Source organism: Flavobacteriaceae bacterium GSB9 (assembly GCA_022749295.1).
Lineage (GTDB): Bacteria > Bacteroidota > Bacteroidia > Flavobacteriales > Flavobacteriaceae > Flavisericum.
The window spans coordinates 1,742,538-1,757,403 of record CP062007.1; the positions used below are offsets into that span (position 1 = coordinate 1,742,538).

11 protein-coding genes are annotated in these 14,866 nt (G+C 38.7%); 5 read left to right on the top strand and 6 right to left on the bottom strand.

From position 1 onward, the window contains the following. Nucleotides 1–25: 25 nt before the first annotated feature. From ilvC to ilvD, 4 genes are read right to left on the bottom strand one after another with little or no spacing between them, the layout of a single operon-like run. Complete coding sequence (gene ilvC, locus GSB9_01504) at nt 26–1,501, bottom strand: ketol-acid reductoisomerase (protein ID UKM64946.1); 1,476 nt, start codon at nt 1,499–1,501, stop codon at nt 26–28. A 30-nt stretch (nt 1,502–1,531) separates the two neighbouring features. Continuing rightward, nucleotides 1,532–2,065 carry an acetolactate synthase small subunit gene (gene ilvN, locus GSB9_01505; protein ID UKM64947.1) on the bottom strand — a complete coding sequence of 178 codons (534 nt, stop codon included), beginning with the start codon at nt 2,063–2,065 and terminating at the stop codon, nt 1,532–1,534. A 10-nt stretch (nt 2,066–2,075) separates the two neighbouring features. Next, nucleotides 2,076–3,809, bottom strand: coding sequence for a biosynthetic-type acetolactate synthase large subunit (gene ilvB / locus GSB9_01506; protein UKM64948.1), 1,734 nt, complete (start codon nt 3,807–3,809; stop codon nt 2,076–2,078). 48 nt (nt 3,810–3,857) lie between these two features. Beyond that, entirely contained in the window at nt 3,858–5,546 is a 1,689-nt protein-coding gene (gene ilvD / locus GSB9_01507) for a dihydroxy-acid dehydratase (protein UKM64949.1), read from the bottom strand. A 685-nt stretch (nt 5,547–6,231) separates the two neighbouring features. Here ilvD and metK point away from each other — a divergent pair. Together metK and GSB9_01509 are read left to right on the top strand one after the other, a co-directional pair. Then, the gene (metK, locus tag GSB9_01508; GenBank protein ID UKM64950.1) at nt 6,232–7,485 is read left to right on the top strand and encodes a methionine adenosyltransferase; all 1,254 of its coding nucleotides are present in this window, start codon (nt 6,232–6,234) and stop codon (nt 7,483–7,485) included. 369 nt (nt 7,486–7,854) lie between these two features. Then, nucleotides 7,855–8,238, top strand: coding sequence for a PorT family protein (locus GSB9_01509; protein ID UKM64951.2), 384 nt, complete (start codon nt 7,855–7,857; stop codon nt 8,236–8,238). Nucleotides 8,239–8,522: 284 nt separating this feature from the next. On the opposite strand, the gene GSB9_01510 is transcribed toward GSB9_01509, so the two are convergent. Together GSB9_01510 and GSB9_01511 are read right to left on the bottom strand one after the other, a co-directional pair. Then, nucleotides 8,523–11,027 (bottom strand): DUF5686 and carboxypeptidase regulatory-like domain-containing protein, encoded by a 2,505-nt coding sequence (locus GSB9_01510; GenBank protein UKM64952.1) that lies wholly within the window; start codon nt 11,025–11,027, stop codon nt 8,523–8,525. A gap of 67 nt (nt 11,028–11,094) precedes the next feature. Continuing rightward, nucleotides 11,095–12,075 (bottom strand): pyruvate dehydrogenase complex E1 component subunit beta, encoded by a 981-nt coding sequence (locus tag GSB9_01511; protein ID UKM64953.2) that lies wholly within the window; start codon nt 12,073–12,075, stop codon nt 11,095–11,097. A gap of 158 nt (nt 12,076–12,233) precedes the next feature. Here GSB9_01511 and GSB9_01512 point away from each other — a divergent pair, with 158 nt between their 5' ends. The 3 genes from GSB9_01512 to GSB9_01514 all read left to right on the top strand — a co-directional run bounded on the left by GSB9_01512 (nt 12,234) and on the right by GSB9_01514 (nt 14,858). Then, nucleotides 12,234–12,980 (top strand): electron transfer flavoprotein subunit beta/FixA family protein, encoded by a 747-nt coding sequence (locus GSB9_01512; GenBank protein UKM64954.1) that lies wholly within the window; start codon nt 12,234–12,236, stop codon nt 12,978–12,980. Nucleotides 12,981–13,092: 112 nt separating this feature from the next. Next, nucleotides 13,093–14,049, top strand: a complete 957-nt coding sequence (locus tag GSB9_01513; GenBank protein ID UKM64955.2) for an electron transfer flavoprotein subunit alpha/FixB family protein — start codon at nt 13,093–13,095, stop codon at nt 14,047–14,049. A 185-nt stretch (nt 14,050–14,234) separates the two neighbouring features. Then, nucleotides 14,235–14,858, top strand: a complete 624-nt coding sequence (locus GSB9_01514) for a bifunctional nuclease family protein (protein UKM64956.1) — start codon at nt 14,235–14,237, stop codon at nt 14,856–14,858. The last annotated feature ends 8 nt before the right edge of the window (nt 14,859–14,866 follow it).

The following is a 14,866-nucleotide window of genomic DNA, read 5'->3' on the forward strand; positions in this document are numbered from 1 at the left end:
AATTTAGTTTAGTTTAGTTAATGGCTTATACTATTGGTTTCATAGCTGTCATTGAAGCTCTTAAAAACTCTCCTACTTTTTCAACGGGGTGGCTTCTTAAAGCTTTATTAACTGCAATTAATTTAGCATTATCAACAGCTTTACCGTTATCTTTTGCATAAGGTTTACCAATTACATCGGTATCTATCTTTTTCATGAAATCGGCCAACAATGGCTTACATGCATGATCAAATAAATAGCATCCGTATTCTGCAGTATCCGAAATTACACGGTTCATCTCGAATAATTTCTTTCTCGCGATAGTATTTGCGATAAGTGGCGTTTCGTGTAATGACTCGTAGTAAGCAGAGGCATCGATAATTCCAGAATCTACCATAGCCTCGAATGCTAGCTCTACACCTGCTTTTACAAATGCCACCATTAAAACACCGTTGTCGTAATACTCTTGCTCAGAGATTTGATCATCACCAGCCGGTGTTTTTTCAAATGCAGTTTCGCCTGTTGCCGCTCTCCAATCTAACAATTTCTTATCATCGTTGGCCCAATCTTCCATCATACCTTTTGAAAATTCACCTTCAATGATATCGTCCATATGCTTTTGGAATAATGGACGCATGATATCTTTCATCTCCTCAGCCAATTCAAACGCTTTGATTTTAGCAGGGTTAGACAAACGGTCCATCATATTGGTAACACCTCCGTACTTAAGTCCTTCTGTAATGGTTTCCCAACCGTATTGGATTAATTTTGAAGCGTAACCTGGCTCGATGCCTTTTTCAACCATTTTATCGAAACAAAGGATAGAACCGGTTTGCAACAATCCACATAAAATGGTTTGCTCGCCCATTAAGTCTGATTTCACTTCTGCAATAAAAGACGATGCCAAAACACCTGCTCTATCGCCACCGGTGGCCACAGCATACGCTTTTGCTTGTGCCCAACCTTTTCCTTCTGGATCGTTTTCTTCGTGTACAGCGATTAGCGTTGGCACACCAAAACCTCTTTTATACTCTTCACGAACCTCTGAACCAGGCGACTTAGGCGCTACCATAATTACGGTAAGGTCTTCACGAATTTGCATGCCTTCTTCAACAATATTAAATCCGTGGGAATAAGCTAAAGTCGCTCCTTTTTTCATTAAGGGCATTACGGCATTTACAACATTGGTATGTTGCTTATCTGGTGTTAAGTTCAACACCAAATCGGCCGTTGGAATTAATTCTTTATATGTACCTACCGTAAAACCATTTTCTGTTGCATTAACGTAAGAAGCGCGCTTTTCTGCTATCGCTGCATCACGTAAGGCATAAGAAATATCCAATCCAGAATCTCTCATGTTCAACCCTTGGTTTAATCCTTGGGCGCCACATCCTACAATGACGATCTTTTTACCTTTTAAAGCATTTACTCCATCTGAAAACTCTGAAGTGTCCATAAATCTACACTTCGATAATTGATTTAATTTGTCTCTTAACGAAAGTGTGTTAAAATAATTTCCCATTTTAAATTTATTGTTATTATTGGTTTGTTTTTATTGGTTATTGAATGCTGTTAGCACTTCTGTTACTTTCATTTCATCTTTAGTTACTGCAATTCTACCAGAACGCACAAACTGCATGATACCAAACACGTTTAAATCGCGACGTAAGGCTTCAATTTCATGGCGTCGACCAGATTTTTCAAGCACAAAAAACTCGCGGTTCACAGTCACTATTCTGGTATCGCTTTCTTTAATGATGTTTTGTATTTGAGGCTCATCAAATAACAAGCTCGACTTAATTTTAAACATACAAGATTCTGTAAAAATAGTTTCATCATCAGTGTGATAATACGCTCGAATTGCTTCAACCTGTTTCTCAATTTGCTTAACTATTTTCTTGGCATTGGTTTCTGTAATATTTACTACAATTACAAAACGGTTAACGCCATCAATTTCTGATCTTGACGTGGTTAAACTTTCAATGTTTATGTGTCTTCGTTGGAATATGGCCGAAATACGGTTTAACAAACCGATGTTATTTTCGGTATATACCGATATGGTGAATGTTTTTATATCTTCGTTCATCTCTGTAGTCTTAACTTAATCTAATATCTGAAACTGATGCCCCCGATGGCACCATTGGAAACACATTATCTTCCTTTTCAACACAAACCTCAAGGAAATACGATTCTTTGGAAGCCATCATTTCCTTAACGGCTTCGGCCAAATCTTCACGTTTTTCAACTCGTTTTGCCTGAATGTGATAGCCCTTTGCAATGGTTACAAAATCAGGGTTTGTCATCTCTGTGGAAGCGTATCGTTTATCGAAAAACAACTGTTGCCATTGGCGTACCATGCCTAAAAATTCATTGTTTAAAACCACTATTTTTACGGCCGCCTTGGTTTGGAAAATGGTACCCAATTCTTGGATATTCATTTGGTAACCGCCGTCGCCAATAATAGCAACAACTTCACGCTCTGGAGCCGCCATTTTAGCACCAATTGCAGCTGGAAGTGCAAAGCCCATAGTACCTAAACCACCTGAGGTAATATTACTTTTGGTAACATTAAAATCAGCATAACGACAAGCAATCATTTGGTGTTGGCCCACATCGGATACAATGGCTGCTTTGCCTTCACTCTCAATATTGATTTGCTTTAGCACTTCGCCCATGGTTAAACCTTCCTTGGTAGGCTCAATATCATCTTTAATGACTTTTTCATATTCAATCTTGTACAAGTCCTTAAATTTCTGCAACCACGAATCATGGGAGTTTTCATTTAAAACCTCAGCCAACATCGCCAAGCTTTCTTTAGAATTACCTAAAACTGCTATATCAGTTTTTACGTTTTTATCAATCTCTGCGGGATCAATATCAAAATGAATCACCTTTGCTTGCTTCGCATAAGTATTTAAATCGCCCGTAACACGGTCGTCAAAACGCATTCCGATGGCTATTAAAACATCGCATTCATTGGTTAGCTTATTTGGTGCATAGTTTCCATGCATACCTACCATACCAACATTTAGCGGATGCGAGGTTGGCAATGCCGAAGCCCCTAAAATAGTCCAAGCCGCTGGCACACCAGATTTTTCGATTACCGTTTTCAATTCAGCTTCGGCCTCGCCTAAAATAACGCCTTGCCCCCAAACAATAAATGGTTTTTTAGCGTTGTTTATCAATTCGGCCGCTGCTTTTACTGAGTCAGGATTTGTTTTTGGTATGGGCTTGTAACTGCGTACGCCAACACATTTCTCATACTTAAAATCGAGCTCACTTATTTGAGCATCTTTAGTAATATCGACCAAAACTGGGCCTGGTCTTCCACTACGCGCAATATAAAATGCCTTTGCCAGTGCCGCAGGAATCTCTGAAGCTTTGGTAACTTGACAATTCCACTTGGTTACCGGAGTTGAAATACCCACAATATCGGTTTCCTGAAACGCATCACTTCCCAATAAATGTGAAGCTACTTGCCCCGTAATGCAAACCAAAGGTGTTGAATCTATTTGGGCATCAGCAATTCCTGTGATTAAATTGGTTGCTCCCGGTCCAGAGGTTGCCATGGCCACCCCTACCTTACCAGAAATACGCGCATAGCCTTGCGCAGCATGTGCAGCCCCTTGCTCGTGGCGTGTTAATACGTGATGGATTTGATCCTGGAACTTAAAAAGCTCGTCGTAAACAGGCATAATAGCGCCTCCCGGATAGCCATAAAGTACATCTACCCCTTCGGCTATTAAGCTCTTTATAACAGCTTCGCTACCTGTAATATGTTCTGTTTTATTTGCCACTTCTTTTGTCTTATCTGCAGTTTGTGTTTTCATAGTCTCAACGTTTATGATGAGATTCCTGCCTTAGCAGGAATTATAATTTTAAAATGCATCAGTAACGCATCCTTTTGATGCTGAAGCTACCGATTTTGCATATTTGTATAATATTCCTTTTTTGTGTTTTAATTCTGGTGCTGTCCATTCAGATTTTCTCTTCGCCAGTTCTTCTTCAGAAAGCAATACGTTGATGGAATTATCCTCTGCACTGATCCTAATTTTATCACCGGTTTTCACCAATCCAATAGCACCTCCTGTTTGCGCTTCTGGGGTAATATGCCCTACTACAAAACCGTGAGTACCTCCAGAAAAACGTCCGTCGGTTATTAAAGCGACCGATTTACCTAAGCCCGCCCCCATAATCAATGAAGTCGGCTTTAGCATTTCCGGCATACCAGGACCACCTTTTGGACCGACGTACCGGATGACGACGACATCGCCTCGCTGTACTTCGCCATTGGAAATCCCTGTATTGGCAGCTTGCTCACCATCGAACACCACTGCTTTTCCTTCGAACACCAATCCTTCTTTACCTGATATTTTTGCCACAGCACCTTCTTCAGCCAAGTTTCCATAAAGGATTTGTAGATTTCCTGAAGATTTTAAGGCCTTATCGGTTGGATAAATTACATCTTGGCTATCTTCTTCAAACTGCAATGGCTCAACATCTTTAAGGTTTTCAGCTAAAGTTTTTCCCGTTACGGTCATACAATCGCCATACAAATAGCCTTTATCCAACAGGTATTTCATTACGGCTGGCGTTCCACCAATACCGTGTACATCTTCCATTAAATATTTACCACTAGGCTTCAAGTCGGCAATTAGCGGTGTTCTGTCGCTTACACGTTGAAAATCTTCTAGAGTAAATTCGATATCGGCAGCATGGGCAATGGCCAAGAAATGCAATACCGCATTAGTTGATCCTCCTAATGCATTTACTAGTGCAATGGCGTTTTCAATAGACTTTTTAGAAATGATATCTAAAGGTTTTAAGTCTAATTCCAACAGGTTTTTTATTGCGATTGCTGTTCTTTCGCTCTCTGACAATTTATTGGGGTTTTCGGCAGGAATTGATGAGTTATAAGGTAGCGCCAAGCCCATACATTCGATGGCCGATGCCATAGTATTTGCTGTGTACATACCGCCACAAGCACCTGCACCCGGAATGGCTCTTTTTATGATTTCACGGTATTCATCTTCATCAATTTCACCCGCTACTTTTTGGCCAAGCGCTTCAAATGCCGAAACAATATTTAATTTTTTTCCTTTGTAGTTTCCAGAGGCAATAGTTCCTCCGTACATCATAATAGAAGGACGGTTTAACCGTAACATAGCAATAACGGCACCAGGCATATTCTTGTCACAGCCGACCACAGAAATAAGCGCATCGTAGCTTTGTGCATTCATAACGGTTTCGATGGAATCTGCTATAATATCGCGCGAAGCCAAAGAGTAGTTCATCCCCGATGTTCCCATGGAAATACCGTCACTAACACCAATAGTATTGAACCCTAAACCGACCATTCCTGCAATCTTACATTCTATTTTAACCTCGGCGGCCAAATTATTTAAATGCATATTGCACGGATTACCATCATAGCCTGTACTGGCAATACCAACTTGTGCCTTGTTCATATCTTCGTCCGTTAAACCTACGGCGTACAACATGGCCTGAGATGCTGGCTGGGATTCGTCTTGGGTTAACCTACTGCTATATTTATTGAGTTCCTTCATTTTTATTATGGATAATACTTTATTTTATCTAGATTTTATTTGAATTTCTAATTCTTTTAAGGAAAACTCGAAGTTTTCCGCAAAACAACATTAAATAGTTTTCGAAATTAATTTATTACTACGTTATCGAACTCCGAGTTTAATATAATGGGTTAAATCCACAACCCTTAAAAAAAACACAAACACCTGAAAAACAACTTTTTAATCCGTTATTTTTATGATGCCCAAAACGAAAAAAAAATGCATTAAAAAAGCCCTCACGCAAAGGAAGGCTCAAATTCATATTTTGTTATATTAAACCATTCCTACAATCGGCGCTCAACAATGACGCCGACAATAGTAGAAATGCTATTTAAAATGGTTGTTCTCATTTAATACTACAAATATTTGTAAATAAAATTTAACAGCCAATTTTTTAAAGAAAAAAACCAAAATTCTGACGATTTTTCACCCCCAGATTTTTTAAAGGAAATTTTAACAACCATTTTACTTTATTTTTTTACTTTTGCCCAATCAAAAATGACAACAAGAGGAAAGATTTGACTGATTGCAACCTCTTAATACTGAAAACCGAAGTACCTCCAACCAAGAGATACCGAAAAAGTTGAGTGTTAAAAAAAATGCTAAAGGCAGTGCAAACTTCCTTCGACGTTTTCCGTCAAATCTTGTAATAAAACAAATTTATATGGCTTATTTATTCACTTCAGAAAGTGTTTCTGAAGGGCATCCAGACAAAGTAGCAGACCAAATTAGCGACGCTTTAATCGATAATTTTTTAGCGTTTGACACCGACTCGAAAGTAGCCTGTGAAACCTTAGTTACTACTGGCCAAGTGGTTCTTGCCGGTGAGGTAAAATCAACCACCTATTTAGACGTACAAAAAATTGCCCGAGACACCATTAACAAAATTGGCTACACCAAAGGCGAATACATGTTTGACGGCAATTCGTGCGGTGTATTTTCGGCTATCCACGAACAATCGGAAGACATCAACCAAGGTGTTGACCGCGGCAGCAAAGAAGAACAAGGTGCTGGCGACCAAGGTATGATGTTTGGCTATGCCACTAACGAAACCGAAAACTATATGCCACTGGCATTAGATTTGTCGCACAGAATTTTAAAAGAATTATCGGCCATACGTCGCGAAAATAAAGACATCACCTATTTGCGCCCAGACAGCAAAAGCCAGGTAACCATTGAATATAGCGACGATAATGTACCACAACGCATTGACGCGATTGTAATTTCAACACAGCACGACGATTTTGCCGACGACGAAACCATGTTGACCAAAATTCGGCAAGACATTGTTGACATTTTAATTCCGCGTGTGGTAGCGAAACTTCCTGAAGGCATTCAAAAATTATTCAACAGCGATATTAAATACCATATCAATCCAACAGGGAAATTTGTAATTGGCGGACCGCATGGCGATACGGGTTTAACAGGGCGCAAAATTATTGTTGATACTTACGGTGGTAAAGGCGCCCACGGTGGCGGAGCATTTTCAGGAAAAGATCCGAGTAAGGTAGATCGCAGTGCCGCTTATGCCACAAGACATATTGCCAAAAATTTAGTTGCTGCTGGTGTGGCTGATGAACTTTTGGTACAAGTAAGCTATGCTATTGGCGTTGTAGAACCCATGGGTATTTTTATTGATACTTTTGGCACGAAGAAGGTTAATTTAACCAATGGTGAAATTGCTGCAAAAGTATCTGAAATTTTCGATATGCGCCCATTTGCCATTGAAGACCGCTTAAAACTGCGTTCGCCCATTTACAGTGAAACCGCTGCTTACGGCCATATGGGGCGCACCAACGAAACAGTAACCAAAACATTTTCACAACCTAACGGCGAAACCATCACTTTGGACGTAGAACTGTTTACATGGGAAAAACTGGATTATGTTGATATCATTAAAAAAGCCTTTGGGTTATAATCCTTAGCCTTTACAAAGTTAAAAGGGCGGCTTAAAAAGTAAATATAACTGTCATCCCGAGGAGCGACAGTTGGAGCGACGTGGGAATCTCTTGAAATTTAGTTCTGACAAAAAGATTGGCACGTCGTACCTCCTCGCAATGACGGCTTTACTTTTAAACCGCTTGTTTTATACATTTTATTTTGTAATAATTTTCAACTATCTTCGTTTGGAAAGGATAAGGTTTGTTGATGCGGAACTTTCATCTTTTTATTAGCAATAATCTAAACTGTCCTATGAAAAAAAGTTTCTTACTAATCTTTAACTATTTTACTTCTCGCAAATAATTTAATTGGACAAGAAAACAACACTAATGCTTTTATTATCGGAATAAACGCGGGGCCAAATTATAATAGCTTAAGAGGAGACTCTTTTGCAGAGAAGCATGATGCCCATTTTAATTATTTTTTCGGATTATCTTTTGAGTATCAGATTAATGAAGAGTTCTCAGTTTTAACTAACTTGAATTACGAAAACAAATCATATAAGTCAGAGTATAAAAGTTTTTCCCAAGTATGGACAAACACTTTTAAAGTTGAAGACGAAACTAAATTTAAGAATTTAAATATTCACATTCTCTTAAAATATAAATTTGGTTTTGACAATGAATTCTTTTTAAATGGAGGATTGTTCTACAATCATATTTTTGATATTTCAAATGAAATGATAAATACAGAAACTGGAGAAAACACGAATGCCTTTGACTTTAACTAACTATTTAAAAACAAGGAGAATATGGAATATCACTAGGAATTGGAACGGTTTTTAAATTAAACGAAAAAAGCATTTTAACTTTTGAAGTTAGAGATGATTTTGGAATTACAGATATTGGAGACACAAAGTTCCGTAGAATATCTGAGACTAAATCCAATACAATTAAATTATATATAAATTGGGGTTTAACTCTTTAATGACGCCTGCAAATTTAAGGTGTAAATATAATACACAATTCAGTATAAAACCGAACTACTCTAATACAGGCACATTAAACAACCATCCTAAAAATAAAACCCAAAACTACCGGTAACACCAAATTTTCGGGCGTTGGGGTATTCAATATTGTCTTTGTAATTGCCTCGAAAATTAAAATCTATTCTAAACACTTTAAAAATATTGCCAACACCCAAGCTGTATTCGTAATAGGGCTCATTTGATGGGGCAACTAATTCAATACTATTAGGATTGCTAGTGGTACTCAGCGCTATATTTGCTTTAGAAATGTCGCCCCAAACACCACGCACACTAATAATTTCACGTAGGTTCAACTTTCTCAACAGCGGAATTCTAGAGAATAGCCTCCCGTTAAAATTATGCTCAAAATGAAACGAAGCATAAGTATCTGAAACGAACTCGTAAAAATCGAGTTGTGAAAAGGTTTTATAAATGGAGAAATACGATTGGTTCCCGGGAATAACGCTTAACAAACCAAGTGGCACTTCCCCGAAGGTTTTGCCTGCTTCAACCGTTGTGGCCAATCTGCCAAAACCACCCAACTGCCAAGGTTGCAAATACGAAAATTGAAGTTTGGTATAATCAAAATCACTATTAAGCACTGTTTTATCACCTCGGCTCACCTGAGCAAACAATCGTGCAAAATCATCATTTGCGGTTCGACGCTCAACACCAAAACCCGTCATTTTTCGTTTTGGAAAATAGGACACCGACAGCGTAGATTCGTACTGCTTGATTTCAGATTTCACCCCATTGGGCGTATTATAATCTAAACTAAAAGTTGGCGATGCCGACTCTAAGGTTCGGAAATTTGCCCCCAGCCGTAACACGACATTCCGCCAAGGTTCGGCTTCAATGGCCAAACTGGTTAGGTTTATATTAGTAAGCTTATCGTTTGTACTTGTTCCCACAACAGACGATGACGCCAAGCTACGTCCCAAAACATCGGTACTGGTTGTTAAGCTTGCTCCTATTTGTTCTACATCGCGACGGTTTCCTCCAGAAATAATAAATCGGTTTTTTTTATCGACCAACCATTTTCCCGAAATGCCATATTTGAATTTATCGTCACGAAACCCGTAAGCCATAAAACCTTCCAATCGCCATAAATCGTTTGGCCCAAAATACGTTCGGCCACCGGCTCGCAAGCGCACCCCTTCAACCTCGTTAAAACCGAAGGTTGAAAAAATGGGACCATAGTCCAAGGGCAAGGTGTTAAACTCAACATAGCCCGACGCCAAAATACTACCTAAATTATATAGTCGCTTAAACTTTTTAACCGTTTTTAAGGTGTCGAGCATTTTGTAAACGCCTTTTTCGTCTTTATTGAGTCCCTCCAAACGGTTTTCGGCCCAGAATGCATCATCGCGATGGTAAACGTCTAAATTGTAGTTGTAAACATCTTTTTCGTAAAATGCTTCTTCTTTCTTTTTATTGAACTTATAGTTATCGTACAGCGTGGTTCGCTTTCCATAAATACCACGCGATTTCTCCTTTTTATTGAATGCAAAATCTGACATCATATAATCACGCTTAACCAAAAACACAGAGTCGTTTAACACTTCAAATTCTTGCTCTATATAAATTTCCTTTATCCAGTTGATATTGGCACTTTTTGATGCCTGCAAATTTATTTCCTTAATGGCATAGGTGCTATCGGCCACCCAAAAATCACCTTTAAAGGTCAGTTCATTTTTTCGGCGTGGGTAATACATTACATTGTAACACCATTTGTTGTCGATATAGGCACTATCCAACAATTTATAATTATAGGTATTGATACCGGTTCTGGATAGCGGGCTAACAAAACTTTTATCGAAAAACTTGAGGTAATTGTCGTAAATATCAAAATCGTTGTACAAGTCGCCAATAAAATCGATAATAACTTGATTATCGCTAAAACCCGAATTTTTATTGCCCTTTAAAACTTCTTTTGTTTTATTGATGTCGTTATCGCCATAAACCTCTGAAACCGCTTCGTTAATAAATATGGGCAAATAGGTTTTACCGGTGACTCGAGACGTATCGACTTCATTAAACACAAACTCCATTCCCTTAAAGAGCTTGCTTTTTATCAAGGCACTGTCTATGGTATTTAAATCGAATTCTACTTTTTCGTATTTATCGAACTGGTACTGCTTAAACTGTTTGAGGCCATTACTCCTTTTGTTTGCCCAAATTTTACGGAGCAAATCGACAGCCGGATTATTTTTTTTTGAAAGCTTACCCGCCACAATAACCACCTCGCTGAGTTCGGCGCGCTCTTCCTGTAACACATACCTGAGGTTATAGTTTACCTTTTTTTCTAAAGGAACGATTAAGGTCTCATAACCAATAAAAGACACCACCAGAGCATCCCAAGTTTCATCTGATTCGAGATAAAACCTTCCGTTTTCGTCAGTTATAGTACCTTGCGTAGACCCCTGAAATATAACATTGGCAAAGGGCACGGGCATTTCATTTTCATCAAACACATGACCGCTAACCTTTGTTTGGGCAAAAGCAGAACAAGTGACGAGTAGAAAAAGGGGAATAAGTAGCCTTAAGTTCATAATACAAAAAAACTTCACCAGCCAGAGTGCTGATGAAGCTTATATAACGTAAATAATTTTAATTTATTTATAATTGGTACATTACCTTTTTTACAGCTTTTATCACATCTTCGTGATTTGGCAACCATTCTGCCAATAATACTGGAGAATATGGCGCAGGTGTATCAGCCGTATTGACTTTCACAACAGGAGCATCTAAATAATCGAAAGCTTCAGACTGCACTAAATAGGTGATTTCGGTAGCAACATTTCCAAAAGGCCAAGCCTCTTCTACAACTACCAATCGGTTGGTTTTTTTAACCGATTCTAAAATCGCTTTTCTATCCATTGGACGTACAGTACGCAAATCGATAATCTCACAGGAGATGCCTTCTTTTTCAAGCTCATCAGCTGCTTTGTAGGCTTCCTTGATAATTTTTCCAAAAGACACGATGGTTACATCATCGCCTTTTCGCTTTATATCGGCTACACCTAACGGTACAATGTACTCACCTTCCGGAACTTCACCTTTATCACCATACATTTGCTCACTTTCCATAAAAATAACCGGATCGTCATCACGAATGGCTGCTTTTAGCAATCCTTTGGCGTCATATGGATTTGATGGCACTACAACTTTCAAACCTGGTGTATTTGCAAACCAGTTTTCGAAAGCCTGCGAGTGTGTTGCCCCTAATTGACCTGCCGAAGCAGTAGGCCCACGAAAAACAATAGGGCAGTTAAATTGCCCACCAGACATTTGTCTGATTTTTGCTGCGTTGTTTATAATTTGATCAATTCCAACTAGAGAGAAGTTAAACGTCATATATTCTACAATCGGTCTGTTACCCGTCATTGTTGAACCAATAGCTATACCTGCAAAACCAAGTTCGGCAATAGGCGTGTCAATAACACGTTTTGGCCCAAATTCATCCAACATACCTTTTGAGGCTTTATAGGCACCGTTATACTCGGCAACCTCTTCACCCATTAAATAAATGCTTTCGTCTTTACGCATTTCCTCGCTCATGGCTTCACAAATAGCCTCTCTAAATTGAATTGTTTTCATTAAAAAAATTTTAATTGGAATAGCAAAAATAACAATAAATGCCATACTAACTAATAAGATTTTTTTAAAATTTACTATGCGCGCATAACAAATATTCAGAATAAAATAATTAACTTCGTAACCTGAAAAAAATAAGACATTTTAATATATAAACTATTATGAAAATATTAGTGTGCATAAGTCACGTACCTGATACGACATCAAAAATCAATTTTACCGATGGCAACACAAAATTTGACAGCAATGGCGTACAGTTTGTTATAAACCCAAATGACGAGTTTGGATTAACACGCGCTATGTGGTTTAAGGAAAAACAAGGTGCAAGTGTTACTGTTGTTAATGTTGGTGGACCTGAAACAGAACCGACTTTGCGTAAGGCTTTGGCCATTGGCGCCGATGAAGCTATTCGCGTAAACACACCTGCAACAGATGGGTTTTCAGTAGCCAAACAATTGGCTAATGTTGTTAAAGAAGAAGGTTACGATTTGGTTATTGCCGGTCGCGAATCTATAGATTACAATGGCGGTATGGTTCCTGGCATGTTGGCTGGCCTAACAGACGCCAACTTTGTTAACAATTGTATAGGTCTAGAAATTGAAGGAGAAACAGCTAAAGCAACACGTGAAATTGATGGCGGTAAAGAAACCGTTTCTACATCGTTACCTCTTGTAATTGGCGGACAAAAAGGCTTGGTTGAAGAAAGCGACCTTCGCATTCCCAACATGCGCGGTATTATGATGGCAAGAAAAAAACCATTGAATGTTGTTGAACCGGTTGAAGCAAAACCCGAAACAACATCAGCTTCTTTTGAAAAACCAGCTCCTAAAAGCTCGGTTAAACTTGTGGAGCCCGACAATTTAGATGAATTAATAAACCTACTTCACAACGAAGCCAAAGTGATTTAGCAAGAAAAACCATTCCAACATCCACAAACACGTTTGGGTAGAATGGTTTTGTCATTTTCAGCAACATTAATACACTCCCGTTTTAATGGGAAACACAAAAAACAAAAAAATTATGTCAGTTTTAGTATATACAGAATCAGAACAAGGCCAGTTAAAAAAAACTGCTTTTGAAGTCGCTTCATACGCCAAAGCCGTTGCAGACCAATTGGGCACTACCGTTACAGCTGTTGCAGTAAACACTAATGATATCTCTGCCTTGGGCAATTATGGTGTTGACAAGGTGTTAAACATAACTAACGACCAATTGACTGATTTTAACGCAAAATCTTACGCTTTGGCAATCCAACAAGCAGCAGAACAAGAAAACTCTAAAGTTGTTATTGTAAGTTCAAGTGCAGACAGCAAATATTTAGCCCCCCTTTTAGCTGTTGGGTTAAATGCAGGTTATGCTTCAAATGTCGTTGCAACACCTTCCAGCACAAGTCCATTTACAGTTAAACGCTCGGCGTTTACCAATAAGGCTTTCGAGAATATTGAAGTTAATACTGAAGTAAAAATTGTTGGTGTATCTAACAATGCTTTTGGCCTGGTTGAAAGTATGGGAAGTGCTTCGGTGGAAGACTTCTCGCCTTCCCTTCCAGAATCACAAGTTAAAGTGGAATCCGTAGATAAAGCAACCGATAAGGTCACCATCGCCGATGCCGAGATTGTCGTTTCTGGTGGGCGCGGTTTAAAAGGCCCAGAAAATTGGGGCATGATTGAAGAACTAGCCGATGTTTTAGGCGCGGCCACGGCCTGCTCTAAACCAGTTTCCGATTTAGGTTGGCGACCACATGGTGAGCACGTTGGGCAAACCGGTAAACCCGTTGCTGCAAATCTATACATTGCCATTGGTATTTCTGGTGCTATTCAGCATTTAGCTGGTATCAACGCTTCAAAAGTAAAAGTGGTTATCAATACCGACCCTGAAGCACCTTTCTTTAAAGCTGCAGATTATGGCGTTGTTGGTGATGCGTTCGAAGTGGTTCCTGAACTCATTGAAAAATTGAAAGCCTTTAAAGCGCAATAAGAAACAAAACCAACGTTCAATTTCAGGACTAATCAATAAAATAAAAACACCGGTAGACGAATAATTTATTTTTTTATAAATTGGATAGTCTTTTTTAACTGCTTAAATTAGCATTTTATACATAATTCTGCCTTGGCACTTGGTAAAGTTCTAATTTAAACAGTTCTTTGCGTTTTGAAAAAAATATGAGTTTAGTACGATTAAATATAAAAGGTATTTCATATAGCCAGACCCAAAATGGCGCTTATGCCTTGATTTTAAACGAAGTAGATGGCGACCGAAAACTTCCTATAGTAATTGGTGCTTTTGAAGCACAATCCATAGCCATTGCCTTAGAAAAGGAAATTAGTCCGCCACGGCCATTAACACACGATCTTTTCAAGAATTTTGCAGACCGTTTTGAAATTGTAGTCAAACAGGTTATTATCCACAAATTGGTTGATGGCGTATTTTATTCAAGTTTAATTTGCGAACGCGATAAAATTGAAGAAATTATTGATGCCAGAACCAGTGATGCGATTGCTTTAGCTCTGCGGTTCCAAGCACCCATATTTACGTATAAAAACATTCTTGACAAAGCTGGCATATATCTTAAGGTGAACCCTAAAAAAGAGGATGAAAATGAAGACACGGAAGACAGCATTCTTATGGACGAAGTTGTTGCTAAAGAGCTCGAACCCGAATCACCTCGTGAAAACCTAAAGGGTAAAACCCTTGCCGAGCTTCAAAAGCTTTTAGATGAAGCCGTAGCGAAAGAAGATTACGAAAAGGCAGCCCATATTCGTGACGAAATTTCCAAAAGAGAATAAACGCCGTA